Genomic DNA, 18598 nt, shown 5'->3' on the forward strand with positions numbered 1-18598 from the left:
TCAGTCCACCGGCACCGCGTGCAGGATCTGCTTGGCCAGCTGAGCGCCGCTGCCGGCATCGGCGTCGGTCACCAGCCGGTGCGCGGCGACCGGCAGGAACAGCGTCTGCACGTCTTCCGGCACCACGTGGACGCGGCCGAGCAGCATCGCGTGGGCGCGCGCGGCCCGCAGCAGCGCCAGCCCGGCGCGCGGCGACAGCCCGACGCGCACCCCCGGATGGCGGCGGCTGCGTGTCAGCAGCGCCTGCACGTAGGCGATCAGCGCGTCGCTGGCGTGGATCGCGTTGACCGCCCGCTGCGCGGCGCGCACGTCGTCGGTGCCGAGCGCCGGCATCAGTTGCGCGATCATCGCCCGGCGGTCGACGCCGGCCAGCAGCTCGCGTTCGGCCTGCTCGTTCGGATAGCCCAGCGCCAGGCGCAGCAGGAAGCGGTCGAGCTGCGAATCCGGCAGCGGGTAGGTGCCGGAGAGATCGACCGGGTTCTGGGTGGCGATCACGAAGAACGGCTCCGGCAGCGTGTGGGTGACGCCGTCCACCGTCACCTGGTGCTCGGCCATCGCTTCCAGCAGCGCGCTCTGCGTGCGCGGCGGAGCGCGGTTGATCTCGTCGGCCAGCAGCACCTGGGCGAACACCGGACCGGGATGGAACTCGAAGCGGCGCGCCTGCGGATCGAACACCGACACGCCGACCACGTCGGCCGGCAGCAGGTCGGAGGTGAACTGCACGCGCTGGAACTCCAGCCCCAGCGTGGCGGCGAGCGCGTGCGCCAGCGTGGTCTTGCCCAACCCCGGGAGATCCTCGATCAGCACGTGGCCGCCGGCCAGCAGCGCGACGAACGTCAGCCGCACCTCGTGCGGCTTGCCGAGCACGATGCCGTTGACCTGCGCCAGCGCGCGTTCGAGGGCGGCGCGCAGGCCGTCGGGTAGCATGGCCGCCGCGGTGGGGTGTGCCGCCATCGTGATCTCCTTCGAGGCGACCGGCGCGCATCGCCGGCCACGGGCCGTCCGCCCGCCCAGAGTGTAGCGAGGACGCGAGTCGATGCAGGACGAAGGTCAGCGCGCGCGACGCGCGTTCTGGACGCTGTGGACGCTCGTGCTGGCGGCGAAGATCGCGCTCGCCGCGCGCCTGCCGCTGTTCGTCGACGAGGCGTTCTACTGGCAGGAAGGGCAGCATCTGGCCTGGGCGTACTCCGATCTGCCGGGGCTTACGGCCTGGCTGACGCGCCTGGGCGTGGAGCTGGGCGGCACGCACCCGCTGGCGTTGCGCGCGCCGTTCCTGGCGATCGGCGCGCTCGTGCCCTGGCTGCTGGCGCGGCTGGCGATGCGCGAGTACGGGGCCCGCGACGGATGGCGCGCGGGCACGCTCGCGCTGCTGCTGCCGTTGGCCGGAACGCTCGGCCTGCTGGCGCTGCCGGACGTGCCGATGGCGTTGGCGACGGTGCTGTGCCTCGACGCCGGCGCGCGCCTGCTCAAGCGCGCGAGCGCGTCCGCATCGCTCGAACTCGCGGCCGGGCTGGCGATCGGCGCGCTCAGTCACTACCGGTTCCTCGGCGTGATCGCGGTGGGGCTGGCGGCGCTGCTGATGCTGCGCGACGGACGCCGCGTCTTGCGCCATCCGTGGGTGTGGGCCGCGATCGCGACCGGCGCCGCCGCCTGGACACCGCTGGTGCTGTGGAACCTGCACAACGCGGATGCGGGCCTGCGCTTCCAGTTGCTCGACCGCCATCCGTGGGCGTTCCATCCGGACGGCGCGCTGTTCGTGCTGGTGCAGGCCGCGGCGGTCACGCCGCTGCTACTGGCGGCGCTGCTGGTCGCGGTGCGCCGCGGCGCGCAGGACGCGGCGCCGGTCTCGCGCTACTTCGCCGCGCTCGGCGGCCTCACCGTGTTCGGCTTCTTCGCGCTGGGCTTCTTCGCCGACAACGAGCGCGTCAGCTTCCACTGGCCGCTGCCGGGGTATCTCGCCTTGCTGCCGCTCGCGCCGCGCGTGCTGGACGCCTGGCCGCGTACGGCGCGCGTCGCCACGCTGGCCCTCGCCGCGCTGGGACTGGCCGGTGCGCTGGGCTATCACCTGACCGCCGCGCGCGCGGATCTGCGCGAGCGTCTTGCCGGCACCAAGGCGTATCCCGCCAACTTCGCCGGGTGGCGGCCGCTCGCCGATGAGGTGCGTCGCACGCTCGCCACGCTGCCGCCGGGCACGCGCGTGATCGCCGACAACTTCAAGGTCGGCGCCCAGCTCGGCTTCGCCCTCGGCGATCCGGACATCCCCGTGCTCGATCATCCGCTCAACCACAAGCATGGCCGCGCGCCGCAGTTGCGTCTGTGGGGGCTGCGCGCCGACCGGCTGCCGGACGAGACGCCCGTGCTGCTGGTGGCCGGCACGTCCGACGTGCGCCTGCGCGATCTGCCGGCCTACTACCACGCCCTGTGCGCACGCCTCGGCCCGCTGCCGCCGCCGCGCGTGCTGCACGTGGACCGCGGCGAGCAGCGGTTCCTGCTCTTCCGTTTCGATCCCGGCGCGCCCCGCGCGGGCTCCTGCCGCACGCCGGCGATGGCGTGGATCGACGTTCCGGCCGAAGGCGGGCGCGTGCCGCGCCGCTTCGTGGTGCGCGGCTGGGCGTTCAAGGACGGCGTCGGCCTGGACCGGGTCGAAGTGACGCTCGACGGACGGGTGGTCGCGCAGGCGCGCTACGGAACGCCGGATCCGGGGCCCCGGCAGCGGTGGCCGTTCTCGAACGATCCGCAGCACCCGCAGGTCGGTTTCCAGGCGCAGGTCGATGCGCGCCGCCTCGCGCCGGGGCGCCACCGGCTCGGCCTGCGCCTGCACGGGCGCGACGGCAGCGTCGAGCCCTGGCCGGAGCAGGCCATCGAACTGCGCTAGGGCAGCGCGAATCCGGCCTCGCGCAGGAGCTGCGCGGTGGCGATCAGCGGCAGGCCCACCAGCGCGGTCGGGTCGCACGTTTCGATCGCATCGAACAGGGCGATGCCGTAGCCCTCGGATTTGAAGCTGCCGGCGCAGTCGAACGGCCGCTCGGCATCGACGTAGCGCTCGATCTCGGGATCGGTCAGCGCGCGGAAGCGCACCACGGTGGTATCGAGCTGCTCGGCCACGATACGGCCATCGCGCGCCAGGCAGACCGCGGTATGGAAGGCCACCGCCCGTCCCCGCATCGACCGCAATTGGCCGATCGCGGCGTCGCGCCCGCCGGGCTTGCCGAGCGGGCGCTCGCCGAGCGCCGCCACCTGGTCCGAACCGATCACCCACGCCTGCGGCCGCCGCGCCGCCACCGCCTGCGCCTTGGCGCGCGCCAGGCGCATCGCCAGTGCGACCGGCGGCTCGCCCGGCTGCGCCGTCTCGTCGACCTCCGGACGCTCGGTGTCGAACGGCAGCCGCAGCCGCGCCAGCAGTTCGCGGCGGTAGGCCGACGTGGACGCGAGGATCAGCGGCGCCATCGGACGGGGGCCGACTCAGGTCATCGGTGCGCGGGCGCGCTCGATCCGGTCGAGCTGGTCGTCGATCCGGCCGCGGGCCTGGTCGATGCTGGCCCGCACGCGGTCGAGCTGCTCGATGCTGGCGCTGGCGCCGTGGTCGCGCAGCCACAGCCGCTGCCGCAGCATCTCGCGCAGGGCATCGCCCACCGGATCGCGCTCGCGCTCGCCGACCACCGCCTCGATCTCGGCGCGGGCCACCCGCAGGCGCTCCTCGAGCGCATCGGCCGCGTCCAGCACCTGCCGCAGGGCGCGTTCCCGGCGCGACGGCCGGTGCGCGCGGACCAGGAGGATCGCCGCCGCCACCGCGGCCAGGCCGGACAACAGGAGCAGGAACGTGGACAGAGGCGGCAGCGGCTGGGGAACGGACGGGAAGTCTGCGCGACCGGGTCAGTGTGGCGCAAATGGCGGTCGAGGGCCGGTCAATCCGCGCCGGTTTGACACGTTCCGGGCGGCTCCCTACCATTTCGCGTCTTATGTCAGCGGGTACTTCGGCAGGGCGCAGGCCCGAGGCGGTCGACGCCTGGCGCATGGTGTCCGGCCGGCGCGGGGTCGAGGGGCAGTTGCCGCTGTCGTCGATGCCGCGCCTGGGCGGGTTGCTGGTCGACGGCGAAGGCAGCGTGCGCTACGCGCTGCAGTTCGACCGCGACGCCCTGCAGGTCGCCTACGTCGAGCTGCGCGCCGAAGCCGAATTGCCGTTGACGTGCCAGCGCAGCCTGGAACGGTTCCTGCTGCCGGTGCGGATCGTGCAGCGGCTCGGCCTGATCCGCGACGAGGCCGAGGAGGCCGCGCTGCCGGCCGGCTACGAGCCGCTGCTGGTGCCCGAGGACGGCATGCTCGATCCGGCCGAACTGGTCGAGGACGAGCTGATCCTGGCGGTTCCCGCGGTGCCGGTGGCGCCCGGCAGCGAGACGGTCGAGCGCGAGTTCGGCCCTGCGACGGAGGAGGCCCCGCGCCCCAATCCGTTCGCCGCGCTGGAAGCGCTGAAGAAGAACAAACCGAGCTGAACCGCGCGAAGGCGCGAAACACCGGGCGCATTCGCGCCGCAACCGATTCACCTGGAGCAAGACCATGGCCGTTCAGAAGTCCCGCGTCACCCCGTCCAAGCGTGGCATGCGCCGTTCGCACGACGCGCTCACCAGCAAGCAGCTCGCCACCGATCCGACCAGCGGCGAGACCCACCTGCGCCACCACGTCACCGCCGACGGCTACTACCGCGGCCGTCGCGTGATCGAGCCGAAGACCAAGATCGTCGACGAGGAGTAAGCGTCGGTGCCGTGTCCGCACGGCCCGCGCCATCCATCTTCGTGAGGCTCTGACCGGAAGAGGGGAACGGTCAGGCGTCCGGCCGGCGACGCCGGTCCGCAAGCGGCACTCCCCTGCGCCGCGCAAGCGCCCGAGGCGTTTGGCGGCGGCGTCGCTGGAGCGGTGATGAGCGAACGTATCTATTCCCGCATTGCGGGAACCGGCAGCTACCTGCCGGAGAAAGTGCTGACCAACGATGACCTGGCGCAATTCGTCGACACCAGCGACGAATGGATCACCGCCCGGACCGGCATCCGCGAGCGGCACGTCGCCGCCGAGGGCGAGACCACCTGCGATCTCGCCTACCAGGCGGCCATCCGCGCGATGGAGGCGGCCGGCGTCACCGGCGCCGATCTGGATCTCATCGTCGTCGGCACCACCACGCCCGACCTGATCTTTCCGTCCACCGCCTGCCTGCTGCAGGCGCGGCTGGGCGCCAGCGGCTGCGGCGCGTTCGACGTCAACGCCGCCTGCTCCGGCTTCATCTACGCGCTGACGGTCGCCGACCAGTTCATCCGCGCCGGCACGGTGAGGACGGTGCTGGTGGTCGGCAGCGAAACGCTCACCCGCATGCTGGACTGGGGCGACCGCTCCACCTGCGTGCTGTTCGGCGACGGCGCCGGCGCGGTGGTGCTCAAGGCCGACCGCGAAACCGGCATCCTCAGCACCCACCTGCACGCGGACGGCGCGAAGAAGGAGCTGCTGTGGAACCCGGTCGGCGTCTCCGCCGGCTTCAAGCCCGGCGAGAAGAACGCCGGCGTGCGCGTGCTGATGACCGGCAACGAGGTCTTCAAGCACGCGGTGAAGGCGCTCGACTCGGTGGTCGAGGAGACGCTCGAAGCCAACGGCCTCGACCGCCACGACATCGACTGGCTGATTCCGCATCAGGCCAACCTGCGCATCATCGAAGCCACCGCCAAGCGGCTGGACATGCCGATGGACCGCGTGGTGGTCACCGTCGACCGGCACGGCAACACCAGCTCCGGTTCGGTGCCGCTGGCGCTGGACGAGGCGATCCGCTCCGGCCGCGTGCAGCGCGGTCAGTTGCTGCTGCTGGAAGCCTTCGGCGGCGGCTTCACCTGGGGCGCCGTTCTGCTGCGCTACTGACGCCGTGCAGAAGCGGCTTCAGCCGCGACAACGGTTGCAGGATCGCGGGGCGCACGTCGCGTGGGCCGGACCATCCGCGCGGGCGCGGCCCTGTTCGCGCGACCCGAGCGTACGGGCCGGTACAGACAATCGTGCGGACCTGCCCGTATCATCGCGCTCCGTTTCGCCACTGGATTCCCGCGTGAGCGCTTCGCAACTCGCCTTCGTGTTCCCTGGCCAGGGCTCGCAGTCGCTCGGCATGCTCGCCGAGCTCGGCGAGCGCCACGCCCTCGTGCGCGAGACCTTCGCCGAGGCCAGCGAGGGCGCGGGCGTGGACCTGTGGGCGCTGGCGCAGCAGGGCCCCGAGGACCAGCTCAACCGCACCGAGTTCACCCAGCCGGCGCTGCTGGCCGCGGGCATCGCGGTGTGGCGCGTGTGGCAGGCCTGCGGCGGCGCGCAGCCGGCGCGGCTGGCCGGCCACAGCCTGGGCGAATACACCGCGCTGGTCGCCGCCGGCGCGCTGACGCTGGCCGACGGCGCGCGCCTGGTGCGCCTGCGCGGCCAGCTCATGCAGGACGCCGCCCCCGCCGGCACCGGCGCGATGGCCGCGGTGCTCGGCGCCGAGGACGCGCTGGTGCAGGAGGTCTGCGCCGCGGCGTCGGGCGAGGAGGTGGTGGTGCCGGCGAACTTCAATTCGCCCGGACAGATCGTGATCGGCGGCCATGCCGCCGCGGTCGACCGCGCGCTGGCGATGCTGGCCGAGCGCGGTGTGCGCAAGGCGGTCAAGCTCGCGGTGAGCGTGCCTTCGCACACGCCGCTGATGCGCGAGGCCGCCAACCGCCTGAGCGATGCCATGTCCACGCTCGATTGGCGGGCACCGCAGTTGCCGGTCGTGCAGAACGTCGACGCGCAGGTGCGCGACAGCATCGAATCGATCCGCGACGCGCTGGTGCGCCAGCTCTATCTGCCGGTGCGCTGGACCGAATGCGTGCAGGCGCTCGCCGCCGCCGGCAGTACGCGCATCGCCGAATGCGGCCCGGGCAAGGTGCTCGCGGGTCTCGTCAAGCGCATCGACAAGGCGCTCGACGCACGCGCGCTCGGCACGCCTGCAGAGCTCGATGCGGCGTTGGCCGACTGGAAACTTTGATCCGGGCCACGGATCACCACGGATAAGGCGCGGATACGAGCGATGCACTGCGGTCACGCCGCGCTACCGCATGACGGATCCTTGCGCTCTCCGTGCGGAACCGCATCCGTCCGTGGCTCAAACATCATCCAGGGAGAATGGGAATGACCCAACCGCTGAAGGGTGAAATCGCGCTGGTTACCGGCGCCAGCCGCGGCATCGGCGCCGCCATCGCCGACGAACTGGCCGCGCAGGGCGCGACCGTGATCGGCACCGCGACCAGCGAGAGCGGCGCCGCCGCGATCGGCGAGCGTCTCGCGCCGCACGGCGGACAGGGCCGCGTGCTGAACGTGACCGACGGCGCGGCGATCGACGCGCTGATCGACGCGATCGCCAAGGAGATCGGCCCGATCGGCATCCTCGTCAACAACGCCGGCATCACCCGCGACAACCTGCTGATGCGGATGAAGGACGAGGACTGGCAGGCGATCCTCGACACCAACCTGACCAGCGTCTACCGCACCTGCAAGGCGGTGATGCGCGGCATGATGAAGGCGCGCAAGGGCCGCATCATCAACATCGCCTCGGTGATCGGCGTCACCGGCAATGCGGGCCAGGCCAACTACGCGGCGGCGAAGGCCGGCATCATCGCCTTCAGCAAGTCGCTGGCGCGCGAGATCGGCAGCCGCAATGTCACCGTCAACGTGGTCGCGCCGGGCTTCATCGACACCGACATGACCCGCTCCCTGCCGGAGGACGCCAGGAACGCGATGCTCGGCCAGATCGCGCTCGGCCGCTTCGGCGAGCCGGCCGACGTCGCCCGCGCGGTGGCGTTCCTGGCCGGCCCGGCCGCCGCCTACATCACCGGCGAGACGCTGCACGTCAACGGCGGCATGTACATGCCCTGAGCCGCCACGGGGCGCGGTCGGCCCCGCCCGGGCGGTTGCACGGCCCGGTTTCCACTACACTATCCCTTTGATTCAACCCTCCCGAGAGGAGCCATCACATGAGCAGCATCGAAGAGCGCGTCAAGAAGATCGTCGTTGAACAGCTTGGCGTCAAGGAAGAGGAAGTCACCAACAACGCTTCGTTCGTCGACGACCTCGGCGCGGACTCGCTCGACACGGTCGAGCTGGTCATGGCCCTCGAGGAAGAGTTCGAGTGCGAGATCCCGGACGAAGAGGCCGAGAAGATCACCACGGTCCAGCAGGCGATCGACTACATCAAGGCGCACGTCAAGGCCTGATCCGATCGCGGACGGCGCCGCTTGCGCGGTGCCGTCGTTCCGGGGCCGCGTCCGCGCGGCCCCGTGCGTTTGGGGCCGCGTACGGCCCCGTACCCACGAGCCGACCGCCGTGGGCAGCCGGCGCAGCGGGCGCCGGCACCAAAGGCCGGCGCGCCGCCGGCGAGGTCACGACACACTCTGGAGTCCGTCATGTCGAAACGCCGCGTAGTGGTCACCGGGATGGGCATCGTCTCCCCGCTTGGCAACGACCTCGCCAGCACCTGGGACGGCATCGTCAACGGCCGCTCGGGCATCGCCCCGGTGACGCATTTCGATGCGTCCGGCTTCCCGACCCGCATCGCCGGCGAGATCCGCGATTTCGACGTCACCCGCTGGGTGAGTCCGAAAGACGCCAAGAAGATGGACCCGTTCATCCACTACGGCGTGGCCGCCTCGCTGATGGCGATGGAGGACGCGGGCCTGAAGGTGGACGAGTCCAATGCCGACCGCATCGGCGCGCTGATCGGTTCCGGCATCGGCGGCATCCTCGGCATCGAGGAACAGGCCATCAAGTACCACGAGGGCGGCCCGCGCAAGATCTCGCCGTTCTACGTGCCGAGCACGATCATCAACATGCTGCCGGGGCAGGTGTCGCTGCTCACCGGCATCAAGGGGCCGAACTTCTCGGCCGTGTCCGCCTGCGCGACGTCGAACCACTCGATCGGCGTGGCGATGCGGATGATCCAGTACGGCGATGCCGACGTGATGCTGGCCGGCGGCGCCGAGCGCGGATCCTCGCCGACCTCGATGGGCGGCTTCTGCGCGATGAAGGCGATGTCCACCCGCAACGACGAGCCGGCGAAGGCATCGCGTCCGTGGGACAAGGACCGCGACGGCTTCGTGCTCGGCGACGGCGCCGGCGTGCTGGTGCTGGAGGAATACGAGCACGCGAAGGCGCGCGGCGCGCGCATCTACTGCGAGCTGGCCGGTTTCGGCGCCAGCTCCGACGCCTACCACATGACCGCGCCGAGCGAGGACGGCGAGGGCGCGGCGCGCTGCATGATCGCGGCGATGAAGGATGCCGGCGTCAATGCCGACGAGGTCGGCTACCTCAACGCGCACGGCACCTCCACGCCGCTCGGCGACGTCGCCGAGACGCTGGCGATCAAGCGCGCGCTGGGCGAGCACGCCTACCGCACGATGGTCAGTTCGACCAAGTCGATGATCGGCCACCTGCTGGGCGCGGCCGGCGGCGCCGAGGCGATCTTCTCGGTGATGGCGCTGCACACCGGCATCATTCCGCCGACCATCAATCTCGACGAGCCCGGCGAGGGCTGCGACCTCGACTACGTGCCGAACGTGGCGCGCGAGGCCAAGGTCGACGTGGCGATGTCGAACGGTTTCGGCTTCGGCGGCACCAACGGCACGCTGATCTTCCGGCGGATCTGAAGAAGCCGGGCTTGGGACTTCGGCTTTCGGGATTCGGCGCGCCGCAGCTTCGCTCTCCCGAATCCCGAATCCCGATCCCGCATCCCACCCGATGATCCTGACCCGCGCGCTGCCCGCCGGCTTCGACCTGCTGGCGCTGCACCGGCTCGCGCCGCAGCGCTATCCGGTGCTGCTGGAGTCGAGCGCGCACGGCACCGCGCAGGGGCGCTGGGATCTGCTGCTGGCGACGGGCGGCGAAGCGCTCGTGTGCGGGCGCGATGGCGTCACCCGCGACCACACCGGACGCGCGCTGCCCGGCGGCTTCCTGGATGCGCTCGACGCCGCCTGGCAGGCGTTGCGGGTGCCGCGCGACGAACCGCGCTGGCCGTTCCGCGGCGGCTGGGCGTTGCTTTTGGCCTACGAGCTGGCGGGCGAGGTCGAGCCGGTGCTGCGCCTGCCGCAGGCCGAAGGCGCGCTGCCGGTGGCGATCGCGCTGCGCTGCCCGGCGGCCGTGCTGCGCGATCGCGTGACCGGCGAATGCGTGGCGGTGGCGGAGCCCGAACACGCGGCGCTGCTCGATGCGATCGAAGGCGATGCGCGGGCGGCGGGCGAAGTCGCACCGCCGGCGTGGACGCCGCCGGTCGCGCTCGAGGAGGACGCGCCCGCGCGCTTCACCGACGGGGTCGCGCGCGTGCTCGACTACCTCGCCGCCGGCGACGTGTTCCAGGTGAACCTGTCGCGCGGCTGGCGCGCGCGTTTCGCGCAGGCGCCGGAGCCGGCGGCGCTGTTCGCGCAGTTGCGGCGCCACAACCCCGCTCCGTTCGCCGGCCTGTTCGCGCAGGCCGACTGGGCGGTGGTGAGCTCTTCGCCGGAGCGGCTGGTCGCGATCCGCGGCGAGAGCGTGGAGACGCGTCCGATCGCCGGCACCCGGCCGCGTCTGCCGGGCGACGACGAGGCCGCGCGCATCCGCGAGCTGGTCGGACATCCGAAGGAACGCGCCGAGCACGTGATGCTGATCGACCTCGAACGCAACGACCTCGGCCGCGTCTGCGCGCCCGGCAGCGTCGAGGTCGACGAGCTGATGACGGTGGAGAGCTACGCCCACGTGCACCACATCGTCAGCAACGTGCGCGGCCGCCTGCGCGCGGACGCCACGCCCGGCGCGGTGATCCGCGCGGTGTTTCCCGGCGGCACCATCACCGGCTGTCCGAAGGTGCGCTGCATGCAGATCATCGCCGAGCTCGAAGGCGTCGGCCGCGGCGCCTACACCGGGGCGATGGGCTGGCTGAACCGCGACGGCGACCTCGACCTCAACATCCTGATCCGCACCGCCGAGCTCGAGGGCGACACCCTGCGTTTCCGCACCGGCGCCGGCATCGTGATCGACTCGGTGCCCGAGCGCGAGCTGGAGGAAACCCGCGCCAAGGCCCGCGGGCTGCTGCGCGCGCTGGGAAACGCGTCGTAGGAGGCTTCGGCCGCGACCGCATGCCGTGATGCGCGACGCCTTCGTCCCGCGCGGCCGGCGCCACGGTCACGGTGTTCGCCCGCTAGACTGCCCCATCCCGTGACGTTCCCGACCGCGTGACCGCGCCTCCGCCCCGTTTCCGTCTGTTCCGCGGCGATCGGCCGCTGGATGCGTTGCCGTCCGACGACCGCGGACTCGCCTACGGCGACGGCCTGTTCGAGACGATGCGCGCGCATCGCGGCGATGTGCCGTGGTGGGAGGCGCACTGGGCGCGGTTGGCGCAGGGCGCCGCGCGTTTAGGCCTGCCGCTGCCCGATCCGGCGCAGGTGCGCGCCGAAGCCGGGGCGTTGCTCGCCGGCGACGACGCGGTGCTGAAGCTGGTCGTGACGCGCGGCAGCGGCGGTCGCGGCTATGCGCCGCCGCGCGACGCCGCGCCCACCTGGCTGCTGGCGCGCCATCCGCTGCCGCCGGCCGCGCCCGAGGAAGGCATCGTGCTGCGCTGGTGCCGCACCGCGCTGGCGCTGCAGCCGGCGCTGGCCGGAATGAAGCACTGCAACCGGCTCGAACAGGTGCTCGCCCGGCGCGAATGGGACGAGCCCGGCAGCGCCGACCGCGACGCCGACGAAGGGCTGATGTGCTCCACCGAAGGCGACGTGGTGTGCGCCACCGCCGGCAACCTGTTCGCGCTGCGCGGCGGCCGCTGGCACACGCCACCGGTGGATCGCTGCGGCGTGGCGGGCGTGTGTCGCGCCTGGCTGGTTCCGCGCACGCAGGCGGTTGTGGTCCGGCTGTCGCCGGAGGATGTCGAACGCGCCGAGGCGCTGTTCGTCTGCAATGCCGTGCGGGGTATCCTGCCGGTCGCGCGGCTCGGCCGTCGCCGCTGGCCGCCGCACCCCGCGGTGGACGCCCTGCGGCGCGCGCTGGCCGACGCGCATCCCGGACTCGTGCTCTAGGAGGTTTCGTGGCCCGCAGCCGCACGCGCCGCTTCGGCGGTTTCCTGCTCGTGCTGATCGCGCTCGCCGTGGCGGTCGCCGCCTGGGGCTGGCAGCGCTATGCCGCGTTCGTCGACGCGCCGCTGGCCACGGTGGAAGCGGGCACGCGGGTGGAGGTTTCGCCGGGCGACTCGCTGCCGGCGGTGCTGCGCAAGCTGCGCGAGGCCGGCGTGCGACAGGGCGACGACTGGGCGTGGCGGCTGCTCGCGCAGCAGCTCGGCGCCGCCGGCCGGCTGCAGGTGGGCGAGTACGAACTCACGCCGCAGACCACGCCGAAGGCGCTGCTGACCGCCATGCGCGACGGCCGCGTGGTCAGCTACCGCTTCACCATCGTGCCCGGCTGGAACATCCGCGACCTGCGCGCGGCGCTCGCCCGTGCGAAACCGCTCAGGCAGACGATCCAGACGATGGACGATGCCGCGCTGATGAAGGCGCTCGGCCATCCCGGACAGCATCCCGAGGGCCGCTTCCTGCCGGAAACCTACCACTACGGCAGCCGCGACCGCGATCTCGACGTGCTCAGACGCGCCCATGCGGCGATGGAGGAAGCGCTGCAACGCGCCTGGGCGCAGCGTGCGCCGGACAGCGTGCTGAAGTCGCCCGAGGAACTGCTCACCCTCGCCTCGATCGTCGAGAAGGAGACCGGCGTGGCCGAGGAGCGCCCGCGCATCGCCGGCCTGTTCGCGCGGCGCCTCGAGCTCGGCATGAAGCTGCAGACCGACCCGACCGTGATCTACGGCCTCGGCACGAACTACGACGGCAACCTGCGGCGCGTGCACCTCGACACCGACACCCCGTACAACACCTACACCCGCACCGGCCTGCCGCCGACACCGATCGCGATGCCCAGCGAGGATGCGCTGATGGCTGCGGCCAAGCCGGCGCCGGGCGAGGATCTGTATTTCGTCGCGGTCGGCGACGGCAGCGGCCGTCACCGCTTCGCGCGCACGCTGGAGGAGCACAACGCCAACGTGCGCGCCTACCTGCAGCAGTACCGCGCCGCGCGCCGGGCCGAGGCGGAACGCCGATGAGCCTGCGGACCGAGCCGCGGCTGATCACGCTGGAAGGCGGCGAGGGCGCGGGCAAGACCACGGTGCTGACCGCGCTGCGCGATGCGCTGCTGGAATCCGGGCACGAGGTGGTCAGCACGCGCGAGCCCGGCGGTACGCCGCTGGCCGAACAGATCCGCACCCTGCTGCTGGCCGGCGACCACGAGCCGCCCGCGCCCGAGACCGAACTGCTGCTGATGTTCGCCGCGCGCGCCCAGCACGTGCGCGAGACCGTGCTGCCCGCGCTGCGCCGCGGCGCATTCGTGCTCAGCGACCGCTTCACCGATTCCAGCTACGCCTACCAGGGCGGCGCGCGCGGGCTCGATCCGGCGTTCATCGCAGAACTGGAGCGGCGCGCGGTCGGCATCCGTCCGGGGCTGACGCTGCTGCTCGACGTGCCGGTCGCGCACGGGCGCGAACGCACGCGCGGGCGCGACGTGTATCCCGACCGCATCGAGCGCGAGCAGGACGCGTTCTTCGAAAAGGTGCGCGCCGCCTTCCGCGAACGCGCGCAGGCCGAACCCGGGCGCATCCGGGTGATCGACGCCACGCCGGCCCCCGAGCGCGTGGTCGCGGCGGCCGTCGGCGCGCTGCGCGCCTACCTGGAGACGCTGCGATGACCGCGTTCGCGCCGTGGCAGCAGCGGCCGTACGCGCAGGCGGTGGCGGCGCTCGAAGGCGGCCGCCTCGGTCATGCGCTGCTGTTCTGCGGGCCGGCCCGGCTCGGCAAGCGCGCGGTGGCCGAACGGCTTGCGCAGCGCCTGCTGTGCCCGCAGCGACGGCCCGACGGCGAGCCCTGCGGCGCATGCCGCAGTTGCCATCTGCTGGCGAGCGGGACGCATCCCGACTTCCACGCCGTCGGACTGGAGATGAACCGCGAAGGCACGCGTCTGCGCACCGAGATCGTCATCGAGCAGGTGCGCGCGGTCTCGGAGAAGCTGGCGCTCACGCCGCAGTACGGCAGCGCGCAGGTCGCACTGATCGATCCCGCCGAGGCGATGAACGCGGCCGCGTACAACGCGCTGCTGAAGACGCTCGAGGAACCGGTGCCCGGTCGTTATCTGTGGCTGGTCAGCGCGCATCCGGCGCGCTTGCCGGCCACCATCCGCAGCCGCTGCCAGCGGCTCGAATTCCGTCTGCCGCCGCGGCAGGAAGCGCTCGACTGGCTGCGCGCGCAGGGCCATGCCGGGCGCGATGCGGTCGAGGCGCTCGAGGCCGCGCGCGGTCACCCCGGGCTGGCGGATGCCTGGCTGCAGGGCGAGGGGCTGGCGCTGCGGCGCGAGGTCGCGCGCGATCTCGACCAGTTGGCGCGCGGCGATGCGGACGTGCTGGGCACGGCGCAGCGCTGGACCGGCGACGAGCACGCCGAGCTGCGGTTGCGTCACGCCGCCGATCTGGCCCTCGACCGCGCCGCGCGCGACTTGACCGAGCCGGCGCAGGTGCGCAGGCTGGGGGCCTGGTTCGAACGGGCCAACCGCACCCGCGATCTGCTGCGCACCACGGTGCGCGCGGATCTCGCGGTGGCCGAGCTGTTGATGGCCTGGCGCGACGGCGAGCCGCGTCCGGCGGACACCGGGAGCAAGCGATGAGTGCAACGGGAGCGGGCGCAGGGCGGCAGGGCATCCTGTCGGTCGCGATCAAGGACAAGGCGCAGCTTTACAACGCCTACATGCCCTTCCTGAAGTCCGGCGGCCTGTTCGTGCCCACGCCGAAGCGCTACTTCCTCGGCGACGAGGTCTTCCTGCTGGTGACCCTGCCGGATTCGGCCGAGCGCCTGCCGGTGGCGGGCAAGGTGGTATGGGTCACCCCGGTCGGTGCGCAGGGCAATCGCCCCGCCGGCATCGGCGTGCAGTTCGCCGACAGCGCCGAAGGCGAGGCCATCAAGGGCAAGATCGAGACGCTGCTCGCAGGCCAGCTCAGCGGCGAGCGGCCGACGCACACGATGTGAGCCGCCGGCGAGGCGCGCCCGTCGCCTCGAGCCCACGTGTTCTGCAGGAGCGGCTTCAGCCGCGAAACAGGATGCCTGCCAGGCTTCCGGGTCGCGGCTGAAGCGGCTCCCACAACGGTGGGCGACCTCAGGCGCGCATCGACGCATGCCGCGCGCGGCGCGGAGTCGCCTTCGGGCTCGTCCGCGCCGCGCTCCTAGGCGCGCAGCGCGGGATCGTCCCAGCCCGGCCGCGGCGCGAAGCGCTCGCCGTACTTGGCCTGCAGCGTTTCGAGGCGCGCGCGGACCGCATCGACGCCGGTCTCGCGGATGTACTGGATGGGGCCGCCGCGGAACGGCGCGAAGCCGGTGCCGAAGATCACGCCGGCGTCGAGCAGTTCGGCGTCCGCCACCACGCCCTCGTGCAGGCAGGCCACGCACTCGTTGAGCATCGGCAGGATCAGGCGGTCCTGCAGATCCTCCGGCGCGCGGTAGTCCCGTGGCAGCGGCGGCTTGACCGCCTTGCCGTTCTCCCAGCGGTACAGGCCCTGGCCGTCCTTCTTGCCGCGTCGGCCGGGCTGCGGCGGCGCCGACAGCGACGCGGGGATCTGCAGCCCGAGGAACGGCGCCAGCTCCGCGCCCACGCCCGCGGCGACGTCCAGCCCCACGGTATCGAGCAGTTCGATCGGTCCCATCGGCATGCCGAACGCGGTCGCCGCCTTGTCGATCGCCGGACCCGGAACGCCCTCGGCCAGCGCGGTCGCCGCCTCCAGCATGTAGGGGAACAGCACGCGGTTGACCAGGAAGCCCGGTGTGCCCGCCACCGGCACCGGCAACTTGTCGATCGCGCGGCAGAACGCCGCCAGGCGGCGCTCGGTCTCGGGCGCCATCGCGTCGTGGCGGACGATCTCCACCAGCGGCATCATCGCCACCGGATTGAAGTAGTGCAGGCCCGCGAACTGCGCCGGCCGCTGCAGGCCCTCGCGCAGTTCGTGCAGCGGAATCGAAGAGGTGTTGGTGGTCAGCAGCGCGTCCGCCTTCAGCCGCGGCTCGACCTGCGCGTACAGCGCGCGCTTGGCGTCGGGATTCTCGACGATCGCCTCGATCACCAGATCCGCATCGGCCACGCCGTCGCCGGCGAGGTCGCCCCTCAGGCGCGCGGCGACCTCGGCGCGCCTGTGCTCGTCCTTCACCTTCTTCTCGAACAGCGCCTTCGCGCGTTCCAGCGCGCCGTCGACGAAGCGCTGCTCGCGGTCGGTGAGCGTCACATCGAAGCCCTTGTAGGCCGACCAGGCGGCGATGTCGCCGCCCATCACGCCGGCGCCGACCACGTGCACGCGGGCGATGCCCGGCAGCGGCTTGCCGCCGCTGCCATCCTTGCCGCCCTGGCTCTTCAGCCGTTCCTGCAGGAAGAACACGCGGATCAGATTGCGCGCGGTCGGGGTGGAGGCGAGCTTGACCACCGACTTGCGTTCGGCCGCCAGCCGCGCCTGGATGCCGCCGCCGCTGCGACGCCAGGTCTCGATCAGCAGGTACGGGGCGGGGTAGTGCTCGCGGCGCGCCTTGCGGGCGACCTGCTTCACCAGCATCGGCGCCAGCACCTGCCGCGCCGGCCAGGTGTTGGTGATCCAGCCGAGCAAACGCTGGCGCAGCGGACGCTCGGCGCCGCGCCTGGCCAGTTCGACCGCGGCGTCCAGCAGGAACGCGGGCTCGGCCACCTTGTCCACCAGGCCGATCGCGCGCGCGGCCTTGGCGTTCAGGCTGCGGCCGGTCAGCATCAGATCGAACGCCGCCGGCGCGCCGACCAGCCGCGGCAGGCGCACGCTGCCGCCCCAGCCGGGGAAGATGCCGAGCTTGATCTCCGGCAGGCCGATGCGGGTGGACGGATCGCTGCTGGCCACGCGGTAGCGGCAGGCGAGCGCGATCTCGGTGCCGCCGCCCATGCAGAAGCCGTGGATCGCCGCGACCGTGGGGCAGGGCAGTTCGGCCAGCCGCTGGAACACCTGCTGGCCGCGGCGGATCGCATCGCCGACCGTGCCCTGGGCGTCGAAGGTCTGGAACTCCTTGATGTCGGCGCCGGCGATGAAGCCGCTGGCCTTGGCCGAGCGCAGCACCAGCGCCTTCGGCGGATCGAGCGCGACGCGCTCCAGCAGCGCGTCCAGCTCGAGCAGCACGTCCTGGCCGAACGTGTTGACGGCGCTTCCGGCGCGGTCGAACGACAGCACCAGCACGCCGTCGTCGCGGACCTCGGTGGTCCAATGCTGGAAGCGGAGACCGTCCATGCCTGCTGTCATCGCGGCACCATTCGTTCAGGTATGGGAAAGGCCGTTATCATCCCGGCCTCGTTTCGTCGGCGTCAAATGCGCGCGTGGCGCGCCAAGCCGGCCCGACCGCCCGCGCGCCGGCCCGACGTCGACCGAACGCCGACGCACGCGCGTCGGGCGCCCTGAACTTTTCCGCGGACGCGTTGTCCCATTGCCCGGCCATCGGCCGCGCCTGACTGGAGTGCCGGCACGGCATGGCCGAAGACCTTTCGACGAAGCGGGACGTGTCCCCCGAAGCGGAGTTCGACGTGGAGCTGGTCAAACGGGTCCAGCAGGGCGACAGCGCGGCGTTCGATGCGCTCGTGCGCCGCCATCAGCACCGCGTGCTGGCGGTGATCGCGCGCTACATCCCCGACTGGAGCGAGGCGCAGGACGTGGCGCAGGAGACCTTCCTGCGCGCCTACCGCGCGCTCGGCAGCTTCCGCGGCGAGGCGCAGTTCTCCACCTGGCTGCACCGCATCGCCGTCAATACCGCCAAGAACCACCTGGTCGCGCATCACCGCCGCCCGCCCAACGAGGACGTCGATGCGGTCGAAGCCGAACAGTTCGACATCGGCGGCCGTCTGCGCGAAACCGCCACACCCGAACATGAACTCCTGCGCGAGGAAATCGAACGCACGGTGATGCGCGCGGTCGAAGCCCTGCCGGAGGAACTGCGGGCCGCCATCACCCTGCGCGAGGTGGACGGCCTGAGCTACGAGGAAATCGCGCAGAGGATGGGGTGTCCGATCGGCACCGTGCGTTCGCGGATCTTCCGCGCCCGCGAGGCGATCGACGCCCAGCTCCGGCCCCTGCTCGACCACGACACACGGGAGCGCGCGTTCTGATGTCCACGAGCCCCTTCCGCCCCGAAGCGCCCGGCACGGGCGACCGCGAAACCCTGAGCGCGCTGATCGACGGCGAGCTGCACGGCGATGCCGTGCGCTTCGCCATGAAGCGGCTGGGCCACGACGCCGAATGGCGCGCGACCGCGGGCCGCTGGCAGCTCATCGGCGATGTCCTGCGCGGGCAGCAGGTGGCGATCGCGCGTGGGGATTTCGCCGCGCGCGTGGGCGAGCGCATCGCCCGCGAGGCGGCCGCGACGCCGGTCCGGCCGCGTCGGGCCGGCCGCTGGGCGGTCGGCGGCGCGCTGGCGGCTTCGGTCGCGCTGGCGGCGTGGATCGGTCTGCGTCCGCACACCGGGCCCGCGCCC

At 72.4% G+C, this 18598-nt stretch carries 20 protein-coding genes; 16 read left to right on the top strand and 4 right to left on the bottom strand.

Annotated elements, in window-relative coordinates; translation table 11 throughout:
- On the bottom strand, positions 1 to 954 hold the full coding sequence (locus FQY64_RS00960) for an AAA family ATPase (protein ID WP_146471833.1): 954 nt from the start codon (positions 952 to 954) through the stop codon (positions 1 to 3).
- A gap of 82 nt (positions 955 to 1036) precedes the next feature.
- Between FQY64_RS00960 and FQY64_RS00965 the strand changes: the two genes are divergently transcribed.
- Positions 1037 to 2875 (top strand): ArnT family glycosyltransferase, encoded by a 1839-nt coding sequence (locus FQY64_RS00965; protein WP_146471834.1) that lies wholly within the window; start codon positions 1037 to 1039, stop codon positions 2873 to 2875.
- Here the strand turns inward: FQY64_RS00965 and FQY64_RS00970 are convergent.
- Positions 2872 to 3447, bottom strand: a complete 576-nt coding sequence (locus FQY64_RS00970) for a Maf family protein (RefSeq protein WP_146471835.1) — start codon at positions 3445 to 3447, stop codon at positions 2872 to 2874. The two genes, FQY64_RS00965 and FQY64_RS00970, sit on opposite strands and share 4 nt — an antisense overlap.
- A 15-nt stretch (positions 3448 to 3462) precedes the next feature.
- Positions 3463 to 3807, bottom strand: a complete 345-nt coding sequence (locus FQY64_RS00975) for a hypothetical protein (protein WP_146471836.1) — start codon at positions 3805 to 3807, stop codon at positions 3463 to 3465.
- Between the two features lie 206 nt (positions 3808 to 4013).
- Between FQY64_RS00975 and FQY64_RS00980 the strand changes: the two genes are divergently transcribed.
- From FQY64_RS00980 to FQY64_RS01040, 13 genes are all read left to right on the top strand, one after another.
- Positions 4014 to 4490 carry a YceD family protein gene (locus tag FQY64_RS00980; protein ID WP_229814832.1) on the top strand — a complete coding sequence of 159 codons (477 nt, stop codon included), beginning with the start codon at positions 4014 to 4016 and terminating at the stop codon, positions 4488 to 4490.
- A 64-nt stretch (positions 4491 to 4554) separates the two neighbouring features.
- Entirely contained in the window at positions 4555 to 4749 is a 195-nt protein-coding gene (gene rpmF / locus FQY64_RS00985) for a 50S ribosomal protein L32 (RefSeq protein WP_146471838.1), read from the top strand.
- Between the two features lie 165 nt (positions 4750 to 4914).
- A complete protein-coding gene (locus FQY64_RS00990) occupies positions 4915 to 5895 on the top strand; it encodes a beta-ketoacyl-ACP synthase III (RefSeq protein ID WP_146471839.1) in 981 nt (326 codons plus the stop codon).
- Between the two features lie 181 nt (positions 5896 to 6076).
- On the top strand, positions 6077 to 7021 hold the full coding sequence (gene fabD / locus FQY64_RS00995; RefSeq protein WP_146471840.1) for an ACP S-malonyltransferase: 945 nt from the start codon (positions 6077 to 6079) through the stop codon (positions 7019 to 7021).
- Positions 7022 to 7164: 143 nt separating this feature from the next.
- A complete protein-coding gene (gene fabG / locus FQY64_RS01000) occupies positions 7165 to 7908 on the top strand; it encodes a 3-oxoacyl-ACP reductase FabG (protein WP_146471841.1) in 744 nt (247 codons plus the stop codon).
- Between the two features lie 98 nt (positions 7909 to 8006).
- Entirely contained in the window at positions 8007 to 8246 is a 240-nt protein-coding gene (gene acpP / locus FQY64_RS01005; protein ID WP_146471842.1) for an acyl carrier protein, read from the top strand.
- A 189-nt stretch (positions 8247 to 8435) separates the two neighbouring features.
- On the top strand, positions 8436 to 9674 hold the full coding sequence (gene fabF, locus FQY64_RS01010; RefSeq protein ID WP_146471843.1) for a beta-ketoacyl-ACP synthase II: 1239 nt from the start codon (positions 8436 to 8438) through the stop codon (positions 9672 to 9674).
- Between the two features lie 91 nt (positions 9675 to 9765).
- Positions 9766 to 11118, top strand: a complete 1353-nt coding sequence (locus FQY64_RS01015; protein WP_146471844.1) for an aminodeoxychorismate synthase component I — start codon at positions 9766 to 9768, stop codon at positions 11116 to 11118.
- Between the two features lie 116 nt (positions 11119 to 11234).
- Positions 11235 to 12071, top strand: a complete 837-nt coding sequence (pabC, locus tag FQY64_RS01020) for an aminodeoxychorismate lyase (RefSeq protein ID WP_146471845.1) — start codon at positions 11235 to 11237, stop codon at positions 12069 to 12071.
- An 8-nt stretch (positions 12072 to 12079) separates the two neighbouring features.
- On the top strand, positions 12080 to 13141 hold the full coding sequence (gene mltG, locus FQY64_RS01025) for an endolytic transglycosylase MltG (RefSeq protein ID WP_229814833.1): 1062 nt from the start codon (positions 12080 to 12082) through the stop codon (positions 13139 to 13141).
- Positions 13138 to 13779, top strand: coding sequence for a dTMP kinase (tmk, locus tag FQY64_RS01030; protein ID WP_146471846.1), 642 nt, complete (start codon positions 13138 to 13140; stop codon positions 13777 to 13779). The genes mltG and tmk overlap by 4 nt, the downstream gene beginning before the upstream one ends.
- The gene (locus FQY64_RS01035) at positions 13776 to 14747 is read left to right on the top strand and encodes a DNA polymerase III subunit delta' (protein WP_146471847.1); all 972 of its coding nucleotides are present in this window, start codon (positions 13776 to 13778) and stop codon (positions 14745 to 14747) included. The genes tmk and FQY64_RS01035 overlap by 4 nt, the downstream gene beginning before the upstream one ends.
- A complete protein-coding gene (locus FQY64_RS01040; RefSeq protein WP_146471848.1) occupies positions 14744 to 15106 on the top strand; it encodes a PilZ domain-containing protein in 363 nt (120 codons plus the stop codon). The genes FQY64_RS01035 and FQY64_RS01040 overlap by 4 nt, the downstream gene beginning before the upstream one ends.
- A 194-nt stretch (positions 15107 to 15300) precedes the next feature.
- Here the strand turns inward: FQY64_RS01040 and FQY64_RS01045 are convergent, their stop codons facing one another.
- On the bottom strand, positions 15301 to 17376 hold the full coding sequence (locus FQY64_RS01045; RefSeq protein WP_146471849.1) for a 3-hydroxyacyl-CoA dehydrogenase NAD-binding domain-containing protein: 2076 nt from the start codon (positions 17374 to 17376) through the stop codon (positions 15301 to 15303).
- Between the two features lie 224 nt (positions 17377 to 17600).
- On the opposite strand from FQY64_RS01045, the gene rpoE reads away from it, so the two are divergent.
- A complete protein-coding gene (gene rpoE / locus FQY64_RS01050; RefSeq protein WP_146471850.1) occupies positions 17601 to 18233 on the top strand; it encodes an RNA polymerase sigma factor RpoE in 633 nt (210 codons plus the stop codon).
- On the top strand, positions 18233 to 18598 hold a 366-nt coding region (locus FQY64_RS01055), incomplete at its 3' end, for a sigma-E factor negative regulatory protein (protein ID WP_186760818.1). The genes rpoE and FQY64_RS01055, both read left to right, overlap by 1 nt.

It is taken from the genome of Vulcaniibacterium thermophilum (assembly GCF_007923255.1).
In the GTDB taxonomy this organism is placed as follows: domain Bacteria; phylum Pseudomonadota; class Gammaproteobacteria; order Xanthomonadales; family Xanthomonadaceae; genus Lysobacter_F; species Lysobacter_F thermophilum.